This is a genomic window from Asaia sp. VD9, from assembly GCF_037150015.1.
Taxonomy (GTDB): Bacteria; Pseudomonadota; Alphaproteobacteria; order Acetobacterales; family Acetobacteraceae; genus Asaia.
On record NZ_JBBCQM010000005.1, the window covers coordinates 80,495 to 99,960 of the forward strand.

General features: G+C 61.4%; 16 protein-coding genes. All 16 read left to right on the forward strand.

Annotated elements, in window-relative coordinates:
* Positions 1–25: 25 nt before the first annotated feature.
* The 16 genes from WFJ47_RS08105 to recQ all read left to right on the forward strand — a co-directional run bounded on the left by WFJ47_RS08105 (position 26) and on the right by recQ (position 19,419).
* On the forward strand, positions 26–1,945 hold the full coding sequence (locus WFJ47_RS08105; RefSeq protein ID WP_336762169.1) for a peptidyl-prolyl cis-trans isomerase: 1,920 nt from the start codon (positions 26–28) through the stop codon (positions 1,943–1,945).
* A complete protein-coding gene (locus WFJ47_RS08110) occupies positions 1,942–3,426 on the forward strand; it encodes a chorismate-binding protein (RefSeq protein WP_336762171.1) in 1,485 nt (494 codons plus the stop codon). Before WFJ47_RS08105 ends, WFJ47_RS08110 begins: the two co-directional genes overlap by 4 nt.
* Before the next feature lie 58 nt (positions 3,427–3,484).
* Positions 3,485–4,081, forward strand: coding sequence for an aminodeoxychorismate/anthranilate synthase component II (locus WFJ47_RS08115; RefSeq protein ID WP_127102221.1), 597 nt, complete (start codon positions 3,485–3,487; stop codon positions 4,079–4,081).
* Positions 4,082–5,200: an anthranilate phosphoribosyltransferase gene (gene trpD / locus WFJ47_RS08120; RefSeq protein WP_336762173.1), complete on the forward strand. Its 1,119-nt coding sequence runs from the start codon at positions 4,082–4,084 to the stop codon at positions 5,198–5,200.
* On the forward strand, positions 5,197–6,108 hold the full coding sequence (gene trpC / locus WFJ47_RS08125; protein ID WP_408868634.1) for an indole-3-glycerol phosphate synthase TrpC: 912 nt from the start codon (positions 5,197–5,199) through the stop codon (positions 6,106–6,108). The genes trpD and trpC overlap by 4 nt, the downstream gene beginning before the upstream one ends.
* Before the next feature lie 104 nt (positions 6,109–6,212).
* Positions 6,213–7,235 (forward strand): pyruvate dehydrogenase (acetyl-transferring) E1 component subunit alpha, encoded by a 1,023-nt coding sequence (pdhA, locus tag WFJ47_RS08130; protein ID WP_336762175.1) that lies wholly within the window; start codon positions 6,213–6,215, stop codon positions 7,233–7,235.
* A 3-nt stretch (positions 7,236–7,238) separates the two neighbouring features.
* Positions 7,239–8,585, forward strand: coding sequence for a pyruvate dehydrogenase complex E1 component subunit beta (locus tag WFJ47_RS08135; protein WP_336762177.1), 1,347 nt, complete (start codon positions 7,239–7,241; stop codon positions 8,583–8,585).
* 12 nt (positions 8,586–8,597) lie between these two features.
* Complete coding sequence (locus tag WFJ47_RS08140) at positions 8,598–9,848, forward strand: pyruvate dehydrogenase complex dihydrolipoamide acetyltransferase (RefSeq protein ID WP_336762179.1); 1,251 nt, start codon at positions 8,598–8,600, stop codon at positions 9,846–9,848.
* Between the two features lie 3 nt (positions 9,849–9,851).
* Positions 9,852–11,255: a dihydrolipoyl dehydrogenase gene (gene lpdA / locus WFJ47_RS08145; protein WP_336762181.1), complete on the forward strand. Its 1,404-nt coding sequence runs from the start codon at positions 9,852–9,854 to the stop codon at positions 11,253–11,255.
* Between the two features lie 8 nt (positions 11,256–11,263).
* Positions 11,264–12,247 carry a lipoyl synthase gene (gene lipA / locus WFJ47_RS08150; RefSeq protein WP_408868635.1) on the forward strand — a complete coding sequence of 328 codons (984 nt, stop codon included), beginning with the start codon at positions 11,264–11,266 and terminating at the stop codon, positions 12,245–12,247.
* The gene (locus WFJ47_RS08155) at positions 12,247–12,708 is read left to right on the forward strand and encodes a type II toxin-antitoxin system RatA family toxin (RefSeq protein ID WP_127102214.1); all 462 of its coding nucleotides are present in this window, start codon (positions 12,247–12,249) and stop codon (positions 12,706–12,708) included. The genes lipA and WFJ47_RS08155 overlap by 1 nt, the downstream gene beginning before the upstream one ends.
* A gap of 131 nt (positions 12,709–12,839) precedes the next feature.
* Entirely contained in the window at positions 12,840–13,154 is a 315-nt protein-coding gene (locus WFJ47_RS08160; protein WP_336762186.1) for a hypothetical protein, read from the forward strand.
* A gap of 406 nt (positions 13,155–13,560) precedes the next feature.
* The gene (gene cydD, locus WFJ47_RS08165) at positions 13,561–15,297 is read left to right on the forward strand and encodes a thiol reductant ABC exporter subunit CydD (protein WP_336762188.1); all 1,737 of its coding nucleotides are present in this window, start codon (positions 13,561–13,563) and stop codon (positions 15,295–15,297) included.
* Positions 15,294–16,988, forward strand: a complete 1,695-nt coding sequence (gene cydC, locus WFJ47_RS08170; protein WP_336762190.1) for a thiol reductant ABC exporter subunit CydC — start codon at positions 15,294–15,296, stop codon at positions 16,986–16,988. The genes cydD and cydC overlap by 4 nt, the downstream gene beginning before the upstream one ends.
* Positions 16,989–17,136: 148 nt before the next feature.
* A complete protein-coding gene (locus tag WFJ47_RS08175; protein WP_158625387.1) occupies positions 17,137–17,535 on the forward strand; it encodes an OmpA family protein in 399 nt (132 codons plus the stop codon).
* A 57-nt stretch (positions 17,536–17,592) separates the two neighbouring features.
* A complete protein-coding gene (gene recQ, locus WFJ47_RS08180; RefSeq protein ID WP_127102285.1) occupies positions 17,593–19,419 on the forward strand; it encodes a DNA helicase RecQ in 1,827 nt (608 codons plus the stop codon).
* Positions 19,420–19,466: the final 47 nt, after the last annotated feature.

The following is a 19,466-nucleotide window of genomic DNA, read 5'->3' on the forward strand; positions in this document are numbered from 1 at the left end:
GGCAAATTGCGGATCTGAAGCGCGTATGATTTCGACTTTGCGGCATTTCGTTGTCGATTCCTGGCTCGGGCGTATCATCGCGCTCCTCATTTTTCTTGCCTTTGTAGGCTGGGGCGTCGGAGATGTGATCGGCTCCTATAACGGCAGCCAGATCGACACGGCGGCCAAGATCGGCTCGCGCCAGATCGGCGGCCAGGAGCTAGCGCAGGCCATACGCAATGAGATGCCGCGTGTTGCTCAGCAGATGGGGCTCAGCGATCCCTCCCAGATCCCGCCGGATGTAAAGCAGCAGGTCGCGCAAGGTGTGTTGCAGCGTATGCTCGCTCAAAACGAAGCGCTGGCGCTCGCTGACCGCAATGGCATGAAGGTGCCGGATGCGCTGGTTCGTAACGAGATTTTCGGCATGAGCGTGTTTCATGGCACGAATGGTCAATTCGATCGCGCCCTATTCGATCGCAAGCTGGCGCAGATACATATGACGGAGCGCGATTTACTGGCGAGGGTGCGCGACGACATTGGTGCGCGCAATCTGATCGAGGGGCTCGGCAACGGCATGATTGTACCTGCCTCGATGCTCGATCAGCTCGTCGCCTACAATACCCGTGAGCATCATATCGATCTATTGCGCATTGATAGCGGGGCGCTGTCCTTGCCCGCCGGGCCGGAAGAGGCGCAACTCCGCCGCTTCTATGATAACCATACTGCGCTTTATCGGTCGTCGGAATACCGCCACGCGAAGATCATTGTCCTCACTGCGGAGAGCGTGGCACATACGCTCACAATCCCCGACGCTGATCTCAAGCGATTCTACGACTTTGAGCTGCAGAAATACGACGTGCCGGAAACACGAAGCCTCGAGGTGCTTACGGTTCAGGATCGCAAGGCGGCCTATGATCTGCTCTCGGCGTGGAAAGGTCAGGAAGGCTGGGAAGCGATCCAGAAACGCGATCCCTCAGCTGCAGCAGTTGCCTTCCCGAATGCTCGTGAGGCCGACATTCCAAGCCCTGAACTGGCCAAGGCTGCCTTCGCCGCGCCCTTGAACGCCGTTCAGGGGCCTATCGAAAGTCCGTCAGGCTGGATTGTATTCCGTGTGACGAGCGTCACCCCACCCCACAAGACGGATTTCGACCACGCGAAGGACGCCATTCGTGACGAGGTGGCTCGTGCTCAGGCGCCGCAAATTCTCGGCACCCGCGTAACAAGTCTGCAGGATGCGATCGCTGGTAGTGCGGATCTCGAGCAGATTCCCACCAATCTCGGCGCTACCCCGGCACAGGGCTCGCTTGATGCCCAGGGCCTCACCAAGGATGGCGAGTTGGCACCTCTTCCTGGGAGTGAAGCCGTACGCAAGGCGATCATTGCGCGCATCTTCTCCCAGAAGAAGGGCGAGAAGCCATCTCTCGTGAATGGTCCCGAGAACAGCGCTTTTGCTGTGCTCGTCGATGAAATTGAGCCGGGCCACGTCAAGCCATATGAAGCGGTGCGCGAGCAGGTTGGCCATGACTGGCTGAAGGCTCAGCAACTCCATCTGGCGGATGAGCGTGCGACAACGTTGATGCTGGCGGCGCGCAAATCCGGTGGTCTTTCGCAGGCAGTTGTCGGTACGAGCGACGCCGCCGCCATGCAGAAGGACCTCGTGATTTCCCGGATGCAGAATGCAGGCCTGCCCTCTGCTCTTCTCGCACAGATTTTCGCGACGTCGAAAGGCCAGACAGGAATGATCGCGGTGGGGGATGCGCTTTATGTCTTCACGCTGAACGACGTGGTTTCGGCGAGTTCCGAGAGCACGAAGGCGCTGCGTGAGTCCCTGCGCAGCCAGTTGCAGGAGACCTTGCGCGCCGATGTGCCGGTCGTGTTTGTTCATGCGCTCGAGAGCCAGATCAAGCCTGTACCGAATATGGCGGTGCTGCAGCAGGCCCTCAAGAGCGGGACAGGGCAGGAATGACGACCGATTTCCTCACCAGTGTCGAGGCAGCCGATCTTCTGACGCCTGTCTCGGCATTCATGAAGCTCTCCTCTCTCGTGCCATCCCTGACGGGTGACGACGGAGAGACGCGACGCCCTTACAGGCTGCTTTTCGAAAGCGTGGAGGGCGGCGCCGCCAGAGGGCGCTATTCCGTTATTGCCCTGCTGCCCGATCTGGTGTGGCGCTGTACCCATGGGATCGCATCGATCAACGCGGCGCCTTACGACGCGGGTTCCACCTTTGTCGACGTCGATGAGAAGCCGCTCATATCCCTGCGTCGTCTGGTGAACGAAAACCGAGCCACATTGCCGGATAATCTGCCCACCATGATTGGCGGGATTTTCGGCTATCTCGGTTACGACATGGTCCGACAAATGGAGGTGCTGCCGGATGCCCCGGCGGATGATCTCCATCTTCCGGACGGCGTCATGATGCGTCCCGGACTTTTTGCGGTATTCGACTCGGTACGCGACGAACTTCACCTTGCGGTACCTCTGCATGAGGGGGGGCTGTCGCGCGACGGAGCAAAGGCTTTGCTCGACCGTGCTCGCCAGGCTCTGGTCACGGCCCCGCTGGAGGAAGCGCCCGTTCTTCCTCCAGGTTCTGCGCTCGATACCCCCTGCTCGACGATGTCGAGCGATGCCTTCATGGACAAGGTGCGCCTTGCTCAGGACTACATTGCAGCGGGGGATGCCTTTCAGATCGTCCCCAGTCAGCGTTTCGAAACAGCTTTTCCCCTTCCCGCATTGGCGCTCTACCGTTCACTCAGACGGGTCAACCCCGCGCCATTCCTGTTCCTTGTCGAAATGGACGGCTTTTCGCTCGTAGGATCATCACCGGAGATCCTTGTAAGGTTACGTGAGGGCGTCGTAACTGTGCGCCCGCTGGCTGGAACACGCCCGCGCGGGACGGATCGTGAAGCCGATGAACGACTCGAAGCCGAACTCCTGGCGGACCAGAAGGAGCGCGCCGAACATCTGATGCTGATCGATCTGGGGCGTAACGACGTGGGGCGCGTCGCCCTCATGGGGTCGGTCACCGTGCCTTCGTCTTTCGTGGTCGAGCGATACAGCCATGTCATGCACATCTCATCGACCGTGCAGGGACAGATCCGCCCGGAATGCGACGCTCTGGATGCACTCAGTGCAGCCTTTCCGGCAGGAACCCTCACCGGCGCGCCCAAGATCCGTGCGATGGAAATCATCGACGAACTCGAGGTGACGCGTCGGGGCCCCTATTCGGGATGCATCGGCTATATTGGGGTCGATGGCGATATGGATACCTGCATCGGGTTGCGTATGGCGATCCTGAACAAGGGGCGCATGTATGTTCAGGCCGGCTGCGGTGTGGTGGCCGATAGTGATCCTGCGAGCGAGGAAATGGAAACGCGACATAAATCGCGCGCTATTTTCCGAGCAGCGGAACTGGCCGTCCAGCGAGCTGCGGAGATCGGGGTCTGATGCCCCGGTCCATGTAACGGAATTTGACCTTCTCACGAGACAACGCCATCTTAGCGCCATGATATTGCTGATCGACAATTACGACAGTTTCACCTTCAATCTCGTGCACCATTTCGGTGCACTGGGCGAGGCCTGCGATGTGCGGCGCAACGATGCGCTTAGCGTCGAGGAGGCGCTGGCGCTCAAGCCTGAGGCCATCGTCATTTCGCCCGGCCCATGCTCTCCCAACGAGGCGGGTATCTGCTGCGCCCTGATCGAGGCCGCGGCGCCGCTTCTTCCTGTACTCGGTGTCTGTCTTGGTCATCAGGCAATTGGCCAGGTCTTCGGTGCGAGCGTCGTTCGCGCGCCCAAGCCGATGCATGGTAAGGTCGATGCCATCAGCCATGACGGCACGGGTCTTTTCCATGGCCTTGCGAGCCCGACCCAGGCCACGCGCTATCACAGCCTGACCCTGGCGCCCGAGACGATCCCCGATACGCTGGTCGTCAATGCCCGTGCTCAGGACGGGGTTGTCATGGGGGTGCGTCACCGTACGCTTCCGGTCCATGGTGTGCAGTTCCATCCCGAGAGCATCGCCTCGGAAGACGGGCAGATGATGCTGGCGAACTTTCTGAACATCGCCCGGAATGCGCGCCAGAAAAGACAAGCCGCCTGAATGGATATGCAGTCAGGTCGCCTCAAACAGGTCATGACGCGTCTTGCCGAGGGGCGCCGCCTGACAGGGGAGGAGACCGAGAAACTCTTTGCCCTCATCATGCGGGGCGAGGTGCCTCCAGAGCAACTGGCCGCCATTCTCATGGCGCTTCGTTTGAGAGGCGAGACCGTCGATGAGCTGAGCGGCGCCGTGCGCGCCGTGCGCGCTTGCATGACGATACTGCCCGATCCGCCTGAAGATGCGATGGATGTCTGCGGGACTGGCGGGGATGGGCTGGGCACGCTGAACGTTTCCACTGCGGTCGCCTTCGTTCTCGCGGGGCTCGGCGTCCCCGTTGCCAAACATGGCAACCGGGCGCTTTCCTCGCGTGCGGGTGCGACCGACACCTTGATGGCGCTCGGTATCGAGCCTTGCCACGACCTCGAGGAGCAGGCGCGTCGCCTGCGCGACGGGCGCCTGGCGTTTCTGGCAGCCCCGCTCCATCACCCTGCCATGCGCCATGCCGCCCCGGTACGTGGTGCACTTGGTTTTCGCACCATTTTCAATCTGATTGGCCCGCTTTGCAATCCGGCACAGGTCCGTCGGCAGATGATCGGGATCTACGATGCACGCTGGTTGCGTCCGGTCGTCGAAACGCTTGCGACTCTCGGCGCCGAATGTGTCTGGGCCGTTCATGGTGAGACTGACCTGGGTGGTAGTGACGAGATTACTCTGGCCGGACTGTCCCATATCCAGGCCTGGGATGAGGGGCGCTTTCTTGAGCTGATTCTCACGCCTGACATGGCCGGGTTGCCCCATCGCCCGATTGCCGCGATTGCCGGGGGCGACCCTGCGCATAATGCCAGCAAATTGCTCGACATGCTCTCGGGTCAGGCGGGTGCCTATCGTGATACGGTGCTCCTCAACGCTGCGGTCGCGCTGCATGTCTCCGGGCGATCCTCCATTCTTGAAAATGCGATGATCGTCCCCACTCTTCTGCGCAGGAATGTGGAGCTGGCCGCTCATGCCATCGATACGGGCCTGGCGCTTTCCGCCCTCGTTCATGCCCAGCAAGGGCCTCATCACCCTGCCGAAACGGCGCATTCTCCTCACATGATCCAGACGTCAGGCTTATCATGACTGAATCCTCTGCCGCTCCTTCACACGACACGCCAGCCGGTTATCCCGATGTGCAGGTGCCGGGAACCATCGTGCAGGATGAACCCTCCCTGCCTGCGTCCGGTCTGGATATGCCGGATGTTCTGGCCCGAATCTGCGCGCGTACGCGGATCGATGTCGAGCAGCGTTCCCTGATCATGCCGCTCAAGGAAATCACGGCGCGCGCGCGCGAGGTGAACGTCCCGACACGCGGATTTGGGCAAGCGCTCAAGCAGATGGCGGCCGATCGACGCGTCGGGCTTATTGCCGAAATCAAAAAGGCTTCGCCTTCCGCTGGTATTCTTCGGCCTGATTACGACCCGGTCGGCATTGCGAAATCCTATGAGGCGGCGGGTGCGATCTGCCTCTCGATCCTGACCGAGGGCCCTTGCTTTCATGGCTCGATCGAGGACCTCAAGGCTGTCAAGGAAATCACTCCGCTGCCGATCCTGCGCAAGGATTTCATTCTTGAGCCGTGGCAGGTTCATGAGAGCCGACTGATCGGGGCAGATTGCATCCTGATCATCCTCTCGGCCCTGACGGACCCCGAGGCGGCAGAGTTGATTGCACTCGCGCGCGGACTCGACATGGATGTGCTGTGCGAAGTGCATGATGAGGCAGAGCTCAACCGTGCTCTCGCACTCGATACCTCGCTGATCGGCATCAATAACCGCAATCTGCGAACGCTCGTGACTGATCTCGACACCACGGCGAAGCTTGCCCCGCTGGTGCCGCCCGATCGCATCCTCGTTTCCGAGAGCGGTATTCGTACTCTCGAAGATGTGCAGCGCGTTGGCGAAGTCGGCGCAAGTGGTGTGCTCGTGGGCGAAAGTCTGCTGCGAGAAGAGGACCCGGGCCTGGCTGCCCGTCGCCTTCTCGGGACTCTCTAACGCACATATTAACAGCCTGGGTTGTGGACTTGCGCAACGGGACTGGTAAATACCGGTCCCAGAATTGCGCTTGGCGCAACAGTCTGGCTCAGGAGAACCTCAGCATGTCCGGCAAAGCCCATAAGGGAGCGGCTCAGCCGCTCGCTGATCATAACGGACCGATCCTGCCTTTGGAGACAGTGCGCACGGCATATCGCGATATGCTCCTGCTGCGTCGCTTTGAGGAAAAGGCAGGGCAGCTTTACGGCATGGGACTGATCGGCGGATTCTGCCATCTCTATATCGGCCAGGAAGCTGTGATCGTTGGTATGTCGCTGGCCATGAAGCCAGGCGACAAGATCGTGACCTCCTATCGCGATCACGCCCATATGCTGATGATGGGCATGAGCCCTGGCGGCGTCATGGCCGAGTTGACCGGACGCAAGGATGGTTATTCGCATGGCAAGGGCGGCTCCATGCACATGTTTTCCCGCGAGAAGAACTTCTACGGCGGTCATGGCATCGTGGGCGCGCAGGTCGCTATCGGTACGGGCCTCGCTTTCGCGAATAAATATCGCGGCACTGATGAGGTGGGCGTTGCCTATTTCGGGGAAGGCGCGGCCCAGCAGGGTCAGGTCTATGAAAGTTTCAATCTCGCTGCCCTGCACAAGCTGCCCTGCATCTATGTGATCGAGAATAACCGCTACGGCATGGGCACCAGCGTCGAGCGTTCCAGCGCCGCCGCGCATGACCTCTCCCAGATCGGCGCTCCATGGAAGATTCCGGGACGCAAGGTAGACGGCATGGATCTGTTTGCTGTGCATGAGGCGGCCCAGGAGGCCGTTGCCCATTGCCGTGCGGGTAAGGGGCCATTCCTGCTCGAGATGGAAACCTACCGTTATCGCGGCCATTCGATGTCTGACCCGGCACGCTATCGCGACCGCTCGGAAGTTGAGGAAATGCGCCGCACACGTGATCCCATCGAGGCGCTGCACAAGCTCCTGTCCGAAAAGGGCACGACGGAAGAGGCGTTCAAGGAGATCGACGCCGAGGTGAAGCAGATCGTCAATGACGCTGCGGAGTTCGCCCAGAACAGCCCCGAGCCCGATCTTTCTGAACTTTGGACCGATATTCTGGTGGAGGCGTAAGTTATGGCCGCTCCTGTTCTCATGCCGGCACTTTCGCCTACCATGACCGAAGGCACGCTTTCCAAATGGACGGTAAAGCAGGGTGACAAGATCAACTCAGGCGATGTGATTGCCGAGATCGAGACCGACAAGGCCACCATGGAAGTCGAGGCTGTGGATAGCGGCATCCTCGCGAAGATCCTGGTGCCGGAAGGCTCGGAAAACGTTGCCGTCAATACTCAGATCGCCATCATTGCCGAAGAAGGCGAAGATATCTCGGCTCTCGAAAACGGCCCTGTAGCAGCCCAGGCCCCGGCCGCACAAACCGCGGTTGAAGAGAAGGCGCCCGAGAAGCCGAAAGACCTGGTAGCGACACCGGACCGCGAATGGGGCGAGACTTCGGTCATCACGGTCCGTGAAGCCCTGCGCGACGCGATGGCCGCCGAGCTGCGCCGTGATGAAGACGTGTTCCTGCTCGGTGAGGAAGTGGCGCAGTATCAGGGCGCCTACAAGGTCAGTCAGGGGCTGCTCGACGAGTTCGGCGAGAAGCGTATCATTGACACCCCGATCACCGAGCATGGCTTTACCGGCATGGCCGTTGGTGCAGCGTTGACCGGCCTCAAGCCCATTGTCGAATTCATGACCATGAACTTCGCGATGCAGGCCGTCGACCACATCATCAACTCCGCAGCCAAGACGCTCTACATGTCGGGTGGCCAGATGGGCTGTCCTATCGTGTTCCGCGGCCCCAATGGCGCGGCTGCGCGCGTCGGTGCACAGCACTCGCAGTGCTACGCCAGTTGGTATGCCCACGTGCCGGGCCTGAAGGTAGTTGCCCCCTGGTCGTCTGAAGACGCGAAGGGTCTGCTTCGTGCCGCCATTCGTGACCCGAACCCGGTGATCGTGCTCGAAAACGAGATCCTCTACGGGCAGAAATTCCCTTGCCCGGTCGATGAGGATTTCATCCTGCCCATCGGCAAGGCGAAGATCGAGCGTGAAGGCAAGGATGTGACGCTGGTCGCGTTCTCGATCATGGTTGGCGTGGCGCTTGAGGCTGCTGCGAAGCTGGCCGAGCAGGGGATCGAGGCGGAGGTGATCAACCTGCGCACCATCCGTCCGCTCGATACCGAGACGATCATCAACAGCGTGAAGAAGACGAGCCGTATCGTCTCCGTTGAGGAAGGCTGGCCCGTGGCCGGTATCGGCGCCGAGATCTGTACGATCGCCTGCGAACAGGCCTTCGATTATCTCGATGCCCCGCCTGCGCGCGTTTGCGGTCTTGATATCCCGCTGCCCTACGCCGCCAATCTCGAAAAACATGCGCTTCCGCAGCCTGACTGGGTGGTGGACGCGGTTCGCAAACTGTTCTGAGGGGCTGCGACCATGGCTACCAATATCCTGATGCCCGCTCTTTCTCCGACCATGACCGAGGGAACCCTCTCGCGCTGGCTGAAGAAGGAGGGCGACACGGTCAAATCGGGCGATCTGATTGCCGAGATCGAGACGGACAAGGCCACGATGGAAGTCGAGGCCGTCGATGAGGGCATTCTCGGGCGTATCGTCGTTCCCGAAGGCAGTGAGGGGGTGAAGGTCAATTCTCCCATCGCTATTCTGGTCGATGAGGGCGAAGCCGTGCCGGACGCCGTCGAGGCGCCTGCTGCAAAGAAGGCCGAACCCGCACCGCAGACCGTTGCCCAGCCTGCTTCGACCCCGGCCGCTTCAGCTCAGCCCTCTCCGGCGCAGTCCTCGCCTGTCGCTGGGCCCGCAGGCAAGCGCGTTTTTGCATCGCCTCTCGCGCGCCGCATTGCGTCGCAAAAAGGGATCGACCTCGCGGCGCTCAAGGGAACAGGGCCGAACGGGCGTATTCTTCGTCGCGACGTCGAGAATGCGAAGCCCGTTACCACGGCTGGCGCGGCCGCTCCGGTGATGGTGCCCGCCGAAGCGAAGCGCGTGCCCAACTCGTCCATGCGCAAGGTCATTGCGCGTCGCCTGAGCGAGTCCAAGCAGACCGTCCCGCATTTCTATGTGTCGGTGGATATCGAACTCGACGCGCTGCTGGCGCTGCGTTCCAAGCTCAATGCGGCCTCGCCGAGCGAGGGAGAAGGCCAGTTCAAGATCTCGGTCAATGATATGATGATCAAGGCCGTGGCTCTCGCTTTGCGCGACTGCCCGGGGTTGAATGTCCAGTACACCGAAGCAGAGACGCTGCATTTTCCCGAGATCGATATCTCGATGGCAGTTTCCATTCCCGATGGCCTGATTACCCCGATCATTCGTCAGGCTGACCGCAAATCCCTGCGCGCAATCAGCGCCGAGGCGCGTGATCTGGCCAAGCGTGCGCGTGACGGCAAGCTGAAGCCCGAGGAATTCCAGGGCGGCACCTTCTCGATCTCGAATATGGGCATGTTTGGCGTGCGTGAGTTTGCTGCCATCATCAACCCACCCCAGGCCGGTATTCTGGCGATCGCCGCAGGTGAGAAACGCGCCGTTGTGCGTGGTGACCAGCTTGCCGTCGCGACGGTCATGACAGCCACGCTCTCGGTCGATCATCGCGCCGTCGATGGTGCGCTGGGCGCCCAATGGTTGAACGCGCTGCGCGATATCGTTCAAAACCCCTATTCACTGGTGATCTGAGCCATGGACAAATTCGATCTGATCGTCGTCGGTGGCGGTCCGGGCGGGTATGTCGCTGCCCTGCGCGCCGCCCAGCTTGGCAAGAATGTCGCGGTTGTGGAAAGCACGCATTTGGGCGGTATCTGCCTTAACTGGGGCTGCATCCCGACCAAGGCGTTGCTGCGTGCCTCCGAGCTGAACCATCAACTGCATAACCTCGCCGAGTTCGGGTTCAGTGCGGAGAAGGTGAGCTTCGATATCGAGAAGGTGGTGGCCCGCTCACGCTCTGTCTCGCGCCAGCTTTCCCGGGGCGTGGCTGGCTTGCTGAAAAAGGCCAAGGTCAAGGTGTATGATGGCCGTGCCAAGCTCGCTGGACGCGATGGCAAGGCGCATGTCGTCGCCATCACCAAGGATGGCAGTGAGACCGGCCGTATCGCAGCGCCGGATGTGATTCTAGCCACAGGGGCCCGAGCCCGCCACTTCCCTGGGCTCGAACCCGATGGCGAACTGGTCTGGACCTATCGTGAGGCGATGGTGCCCAAGGCGTTGCCGAAGCGCCTTCTGGTGATCGGGTCCGGCGCGATTGGCGTCGAGTTCGCCTCCTTCTATCGCAACATGGGCGCGGAAGTGACCATCGCGGAGGTGGCGGACCGTATCATGATTGCCGAGGACGCCGAAATCAGCGCCATGGCGCAGAAGGCCTTCGAGAAGCAGGGCATCAAGGTGCTGACCGGCGCCAAGGTCGGCCCGCTCGACAAGAAGGAGGGGACGGTCTCCACCCGGATCACCACAGCCGCGGGCACGACCGATCTTGTTGTGGACAAGGTAATCCTGGCTGTCGGGATCGTCGGGAATGTCGAGGATCTCGGTCTCGAGCAGACCAAGGTCAAGATCGACAAGACCCACATCATCGTCGATGAGTTCTGCCGCACCGGCGAGCCGGGCCTTTGGGCCATCGGCGACGTGGCCGGCGCGCCTTGGTTGGCGCACAAGGCGAGCCATGAGGGTGTGATCTGCGTCGAGAAGATTGCCGGGCACGATCCCGAGCCGCTCCATCCGCTCAACATCCCGGGGTGCACCTATAGCCGCCCTCAGGTCGCTTCCGTGGGACTGACCGAAGAAAAGGCGAAGGCGACGGGCCGCAAGCTCAAGATCGGACGCTTTCCTTTCCTGGCCAACGGCAAGGCGCTGGCCATGGGCGAGCCAGATGGTCTGACAAAGACCATTTTCGACGCCGAAACCGGTGAACTCTTGGGCGCGCACATGATCGGGGCCGAGGTGACGGAAATGATCCAGGGCTATGTGATCGCGCGCACCTCCGAGTTGACCGAGGCCGAACTCAAGGAGACCGTTTTCCCGCATCCGACCATCTCGGAAACGATGCATGAATCGGTTCTTGCAGCCTGGGGTGGGGCACTCCACTTCTAGTCATGACCATGCAGCGCATCACCATCGATCACCGGAAGTCGGGCTCGCTCCGCCATCCTGAAAAGGCCAATCGGCCCGATAACCCGATCCAGCGCAAGCCAGACTGGATACGGGTGAGGGCGCCGAACAGCCCGGTCTATCAGGAGACGCGCAAGCTCATGCGCGACAACAGACTGGTGACGGTCTGTGAGGAAGCCGCCTGCCCGAATATCGGTGAGTGCTGGTCGCAGCGTCACGCCACCATGATGATCATGGGGGAGATCTGCACCCGGGCCTGCTCGTTCTGCAATGTCACGACGGGTATGCCCAAGGCGCTGGATACGGACGAGCCGCAGCGCGTGGCCGAGGCTGTGGCCAAGCTGGGCCTGCGCCATGTGGTCATCACCTCGGTCGATCGCGACGACCTGGCCGATGGCGGTGCGCTCCATTTCGCGCAGACGATTGCGCAGGTGCGCGAGGCCTCTCCCGATACCACGATCGAGATCCTGACTCCTGATTTTCTGCGCAAGCCGGGGGCACTCGAGGTGGTCGTGAAGGCGCGCCCCGATGTTTTCAATCACAACATCGAAACCGTCCCCCGGCTTTATCCGTCTATCCGGCCAGGCGCGCGCTATTTCCAGTCCGTGCGCCTTCTGGATGATGTTAAGGCGCTGGATGCGTCCATCTTCACCAAATCCGGTCTGATGCTGGGACTGGGTGAGGAGAAAATGGAGGTGGCGCAGGTGATGGACGATTTCCGCATTGCCGATGTCGATTTTATCACCATGGGGCAATACCTACAGCCCACGCCCAAACATGCGGCCGTAGCCAATTTCGTGCCGCCTGACGAGTTTGAGGAATTCGCCCGCATGGCGCGTGCCAAGGGTTTTCTTCAGGTCAGTTCGAGCCCGCTGACGCGCTCGTCCTACCATGCTGATTCAGATTTCGCTGCGCTGCGTGAGGCGCGACAGAACAGGCTAAAGCAGGATGCGCTTTCGCCGGAGAGACAATAATGCCCACCCATGCCGAGCAACGGTTGATCGCTTACAGTCCTGAACAGCTTTTCGATCTCGTAGCCGATGTGGGTGCCTATCCCCAGTTTCTGCCCTGGTGCGTCAAGGCCACCATCAAGTCCCGGACCGACGAGGAACTCGTTGCGGATCTTACCGTAGGGTTCGGCCCGTTCCGCGAAACCTTTACGAGCCGCGTGTCCCTCGATCGTCCCCATCGTATCCGCGTGCGTTACGAGAAAGGGCCGTTCCGTTATCTGAACAATGTCTGGACGTTCACCCCCGAGCCGCGCGGGTGCCTGGTGGATTTTTTCGTCGATTTCGAGTTCCGCTCGCGTCTGCTTCAGAATGCGATCGGGGTCGTGTTTAATGAGGGTGTGCGCCTCATGGTATCGGCGTTCATCAAGCGCGCGCGCGACACTTATGGCGTGTCGTCCCAGCCCGGCGCTGTCATCCGCGACTGATCACGCTGTCGTTTTCGATGGCACAAGAAACTGCAACGGCTTCGTTACGTTTCGTGCTTATCGACGGGTATGAGCGTGGCCCAAATCCACGTTCACACCCCGGGATCCGCGAATTCTGGAAGGAAGTACCAATGAAGTTTTCCGCTATGGGCGCCATCCTGATGGCCGCTGCTTTTGCCATCGCTACCCCCGCTTTCGCCAAGCACGCTCCGCACAAGGCGCATGAGGGCAAGTCGGCCATGCACCACAAGAAGGCGGATAAGGGTTCGGCCTCCACCGAAGACCTGAATGCCCGCAGCCTGCAGCAGGCCCAGACCCCGGTTCCGGCAACGGCCCCAGCCTCTGCTCCGACGGCCAGTGCGACTGCTCCGGCGCCCGCTCCAATGCCGATGGACGGCTCGATGAAGATGCCCGCCTCGTCCATGCCGGCTTCTTCGGGTCAGTAAGACTGCTCTCGCGTGACCTCTCGGTCACGCAGAGGAAGGCCCGGGGGCGCGGCTCGATGGTCTGTCTGCCCCCTTGCTTTACCCCGTCGCGCCGCGGCGGGGTTTTGCTTTATATGATGCGCGCCTGTTTGCCTCCGTTCCTATCGGGTCAGCAGCGGGAGTCGACGCGTTCGATTGCCGGGCGAATGGTCAGTTCTGCTGCGGTTTCGCATGACTGAATCAGCGGTCTCCGCGCCTGCTGTTTTGCGTGGAGAGAGACCAAATGGTCATTATTCCCGCTCTTTTGGTCAGCAGTTTCAAAAGCGTTGGATGACATGGTCCGGTCAGGGAAAGACGGCTTAATGTTCTGCAATCTGGGGCCGGGGTCACTACCGTTTCGCGGCGTGATTGCCTATATCCCAGCGTCATGAGCGGCGTAGACAAGAAACTGGTTCGGGCCTGGGTCCGGCAGCAAGCGGGTCCAGCCAGGCGAGCAGCCCTGCCCGTAGTGATCTCCGGATCTTTCGGTACCCTTATTGGGATCGGTCAGGCCTGGTGTCTCGCGGCCATTATTGGCAGTGTGCTCGTTGCGCGTGTGCTCCCCGGCCTCGAACCTCAGGCCAGCCTTCATACGGCTACCGGACTGATTGCCGGTTTCGCAGCGCTTTCTGTGGCGCGCGCACTGTGTCTATATGTCCAGGAGCTTTTCGCGGCACGGGCCGGGATCGTGGCGCGCGCCCGTTTGCGTCGCTCGGTTCTGGATTCCGTCATCGATATCGGGCCAGCCCTGCTGCGTCGCCAGCATTCCGCCGAGATCGCGGCGCTGCTCGTAGACCGTATCGAAGTACTCGACGGATATTTCGCGCGCTGGCTTCCCGCCTCCATGACATGGATGCTTTTTCCGGCTCTCGTGCTGATTGCCGTGCTTGCCGTCGACCCGAGGGCGGCCCTGATCCTTGCGGTTTGCGGCGGACTTGTTCCGGTTGCCCAGGCCGTGTTTGGCATCGGGGCCGCTTTGGCATCACGCAACCAGTTTCTTGCCATGGTACGCCTGCAGGCGCGCTTTCTGGATCGCATTCGCGGTGTTGCGACCATCGTGCTTGCCAATGCGACGGATCGGGAGGCCGAAGCCCTGTCGCGTTCGGCTGATGATCTGCGCCGACGCACCATGAAGATCCTGCGCGTTGCGTTTCTCTCTTCCGCAGCGATCGACATCGCCATGGTCGCAGCGATAATTCTGATCGTCCTGACACAGGGACATTTCGTCCATCTCAACGGTCTGGCGGCGCCCAGTATCCAGCCCGCGCCGCATCTGACCGAGACCTTGTTCGCGCTGTTTCTCGTGCCGGAATTCTTTGCGCCGTTCAGAGGGCTCGCTCTGGCCTATCAGGATCGGGCCCATGCGGCCGGGGCGGCTGAGGCGATGGGAGGGCTCGGCAGCGGATTGGCCGCTCCTGAAGATGAGATCGCGCAGGAGCGTGAATCGCCCATTCTGGTTGTGACTGTTCGCGCCGAAGGTCTCTGCTATCGCTGGAAGGAGCAAGGACCGCTCATTCTGGATCGGGTCGACTTCACCGTAACCCCTGGGGACGTCTTGCTGCTTGATGGTCCCTCCGGCGCGGGCAAATCGACCCTGATTGAATTGCTGTTGGGTTTCATCAAGCCCGATGCTGGGCGCATCCTGTTCAATGATCAGGATATCGCGATCATGAGGGGCCGTGATATTGCGCGACACCTTGCCTGGATCGGCCAGAAGCCGGTGCTTTTTGCCGGCACACTGCGCCACAATCTGCTCTTTGCGCGGCCAGACGCCAATGAAAACGAATTGGAGCGCGCCATCAAGGCAGCCTCCATTGACAGTTTCCTCGGCCATCTTCCCAAAGGGCTGGATACAGAGATTGGTGAGGGTGGATTTGGCCTGTCAGGCGGCCAAGCCCAGCGCGTCGCGATCGCGCGCGCCTATCTCAAGGATGCTCCGCTCTTGCTGCTCGATGAGCCGACGGCGCATCTCGATCCCCAGACGGAGCAGGAAATCATCGAAGCCCTGCGTCGTCTTTCGGAGGGGAGAACAGTCATTCTGAGTTCCCACTCCGAAGCCATGAAAGCCTTCGCCACGGCGACGCTGCGTCTAGGCGCAGACCGCAACAGGGAGTCCCTATCATGAGCCCGATGATAGTGACGCCGGCAAGTTCCAAGGGGCAAGACAGGATCCGCGTTTCGCAGGCACTGACACGCATTCTCGTCGTCTGGAGACCTTACTATGCGCGCCTCGGTTTTGGCCTGATCCTCTCGGCCCTTGCCGCCTTGAGCGGGTTTGCGCTCATGTGGAACGCAGGGATCACTGTGACGACTCTTGCGCTCGGCACGGGCATCGCTTTTGGTCTGCTAAGGCTCTTTGGCGGTGCGCGTATCGGGCTGCGCTATGCCGAGCGGCTTTTTGCCCATGACGCGATGTTCCGGGCGCTTGCTGCGCTGCGCGTCTGGTTCTTCCGGCACCTCGCAGGGGGCGCCGCAGCCGGGTTGGGGTTCCGCCGCGCAGGAGACCTTCTCAACCGGTTGGTCGGCGACATCGAGTTGCTCGATAATCTCTATCTGCGTATCGCCATGCCGGCTCTGGGTATTCTGATTGCCCTGCCTGTACTCGTGGTGGTGGCGGGGCGAGAGTCCCTGAGGCTCGGCCTGTCGCTCGGGTTCCTGTTCGTTCTGGCAGGGTGTGTGATCCCGCTTCTGGCCGCACGGCGCAGCGCGCATCGAAGTCAGACGATCCTGCATGCGGAGTCCTCTCTGCGTGTGGCGGCGCTCGATCTCGCGACCGGGCTGCGCGAGGCGCGGGCCTTTTCGGGAGAGGCGCTGCTCGCCGAGCGTATCGTTGGTGAGGAAGCGCGTCTGCATGAGGCTCAACTGGTTCAGGCGCAGGCCATGGCGCAGGCGGGGGCCGTGTCCTATCTCCTTGGACAGGTAGCCCTTGTCCTGATCCTGCTCAGTCTCGTCGGTTTCCCCGGCATGACGCTCAGCCTCGTCTCGGGGGTGGCGCTCGTTTTTCTGACCGGTACGATCTTTGAATCCGTAGGGACTTTGGCGCGCACCAGCGTTCTTGCCGGGCGCGTCGGACAGGCTGCCGAACGCGTGGTGGCGATTGCCCGTGAGGACCATACGGCTGACCGAACAGGGTGTCCCGCGCCGGAGGCGGGGGATCTCGTGCTGCGCGAGGTAACCTATCGTTGGGACATGGCGCGTGCGCCGGTGCTCCAGGGGGTGACCCTGACCATACGCGCTGGCGAACATGTCGCGCTGATTGGGCCGTCGGGTGCCGGAAAATCCAGCCTTGCGGCGCTCCTGCTCAAGGTCGCTCACCCCGAGGCAGGCGAGATCCTGTTCGGCGGCCACGACATCTTGACACTGGATACCACGTCGTTGCGCGGCAAGATCGGATGGCTTTCACAGGCGACGCATCTGTTTGCCGACACTATTCGCAGCAACCTTCTGCTCGGGCGTGACGATGTGCCCGACGACCGGCTTTGGGATGCGCTCGAAAAAGCGGAGATGGCTGAGACCGTACAGGCCTTGCCCGAGGGGCTGGATAGCTGGGTGGGTGAGGGTGGTGCGCTGCTCTCCGGTGGTCAGGGGCGCCGTATTGCCCTGGCGCGCACCCTGCTCCAGGACGCACCGATCATGGTGCTCGACGAGCCTGCCACCGGGCTCGATTCAGCAACCGAGCGCGCGTTTCTCAAGACCCTCGGACGGTCCATGCAAGGGCGTACAGTCATCCTGATTGCGCATCGCCTGACCGGGGTCGAGAGACTGGACAGGGCCTGGCGACTTGATGAGGGCCGAGCATTGCCTTTGCCGTTTTGAGATCGGGCCTGATCGCACTGTGCAGGCACGTAGACATTGCGCGCTTGTGTCCGGCAGGGCGAGGTGGGTCTGCTTGACGGAAAGAGTGTCACACGGCAGTGACAGAACCACGGAACCGTGGCTGTCACGGCGATTCGAAAAGGAAATAATGATGCGTCGTCTGCCAGTGATGTTGTCGGTTTGCGCTTTCGCCGGGCTTACTGCCTGCACCGGCACGGGCGATCGCGATCGCTATCCAGTATTCTTCGAACCCGCCTCCACGACCATTTCTCCGACAGCCCAGAGCATCATCGACAAGGCGGCTTCTGACGCGCGCGCGAGCCACGCCAAGGTGGTTGAGGTGATTGGCCATGCTGGTGCCCGTGGCAATCTCTCTACCGACGAGATGCTGTCAGTCGAGCGCGCCAAGGTCGTTGCCGCCGCGCTGACGAAGTCCGGTGTGGATGGCGCCCAGATCACCCAGATCGCTCGCCCGCCCAAGAACAATGAAGATGCTCGCGTCGCCTCGCGCGTCGTGACCATCGAAATCGACCCGTCGACCCCCTGATCCAGACCGGATATCGCCTGACTTTTGACTGTTCCTGATGCCCCTGAAACCGGTCTCATTGCAGAGGCCGGTTTCCCTCATGACGAGACGCCCGATGCGGTTCTGCACCGTGTCTTTGGCTTCTCGTCCTTTCGAGGTCAGCAGCAGGATGTGATCGAGGCGGTGATGGCGGGGGAAGATGTCCTCGTCATCATGCCCACGGGGGGCGGCAAGAGCCTGTGCTATCAGGTGCCCGCCCTCTGCAGGTCTGGAATGGGCATTGTCATCTCGCCCCTGATTGCCCTGATGGACGATCAGGTTGCGGCGCTTCGCCAGCTCGGTGTCAACGCAGCAGCCCTCCATTCGGAGCTCGACCCGTCCCGCCTGGAGCAGATCCGCAACGATCTGCGCGACGGGCGGCTGGATATTCTCTACATATCCCCCGAGCGTCTCGTCTCGCCGGGCACGGCCCGCTGGCTCGCGCGCAATCCGGTCTCGGTGCTCGCAATCGACGAGGCTCACTGCGTGTCGGCATGGGGGCACGAGTTTCGGCCGGAATACCGTGCCCTCGCAGATCTTCCGAGCATTTTTCCCGGCGTTCCGCGTATTGCCCTGACAGCAACGGCTGATTCACGTACTCAGGATGATATCCTCCAGGCCTTGGGCATGCCCGAGGCGCATCGGCTGACCTCCAGCTTCCATCGCCCCAATCTGTTCCTCGCGGCCTCGCCCAAGGGATCGGAAACGAAGCAGGTTCAGGACGCGCTGGAGCGGCACAAGGAAGATGCCAGCATTGTCTATTGCGGCAGCCGCAACCGCACGGAGCGCATGGCCAAAAGCCTGAGGGAGCGCGGCTTCAATGCGCTTCCGTTCCACGCCGGGCTTTCCTCGCAGGAGAAACACGCGACGCTCATGCGCTTTCGCAGCGGCGAGCCCATGGTGATCGTGGCGACGGTCGCCTTTGGCATGGGAATTGATCGCCCTGATGTGCGGTGCGTCGTCCATCTCGACATGCCTGCTTCTCCGGAGGCCTATTATCAGCAGATCGGTCGTGCCGGGCGCGATGGCGCCCCGGCGGACACGCTGCTGCTCTATGGCGGTGAGGATATGGCCCGAGCCCGATACTGGCTGGAGCAATCAAACGCCCCGGAGACGGAGAAACGCGTCATGCAGGCGCGTCTCGAGAGCATGATCGCGCTTACCGAGACGGTCGGCTGTCGTACTCAGGCCCTGCTCGCCTGCTTTGGCGAACCACTGGACGGTCCCTGCGGTCATTGCGATAATTGCCGCAGCCCTGCGGAGACATTCGATGGGACGGAGGCTGCTCAGAAGGTTCTGTCGGCCATATACAGGACCGGTCAGCGTTTTGGCGCGGTCCATCTGACCACCGTATTGCGTGGCAAGCTCACTGAAGCCATCGAGCGTCACGCACATCAGCATCTGACGGTATTCGGGGTTGGCAGGGAGCACTCCGAGCAGTGGTGGCGCGGTGTTATCCGCCAGCTTATCGCACGCGGCGCCATTCGCATGAGCGGCGAGCACGGCACGCTTGGGCTTGATGTCGAAGCTGCCCGGCCGATCCTGCGTGGCGAGGAAAAATTGCGTCTCCGCGTGGACCCGATCAAGGCTGCTGCGAGCGCGGGGCGTTCCCTGCCAGCGTCTACGGTGATTGATTCTCTGGATGAGGATGAGCGCAAACGTTTCGAAGCCCTGCGTCGCTGGCGCCGCGACGAGGCGCGTGAGCAGGAGATTCCACCCTATGTGATCTTCCACGATGCCGTTCTGAGTGAGATTGCGCGCGAGAATCCCGACAGCGTCGAGGCGCTGTCGGATATCAAGGGCGTAGGTGCCTCGAAACTCAAACGGTACGGCGATGCAGTGATCGCCGTGCTGGAAGAGGGCTGAGATAACGCCTTCAGCCTGGGCAGTTGGCTCAGAATGACACCTCGGCC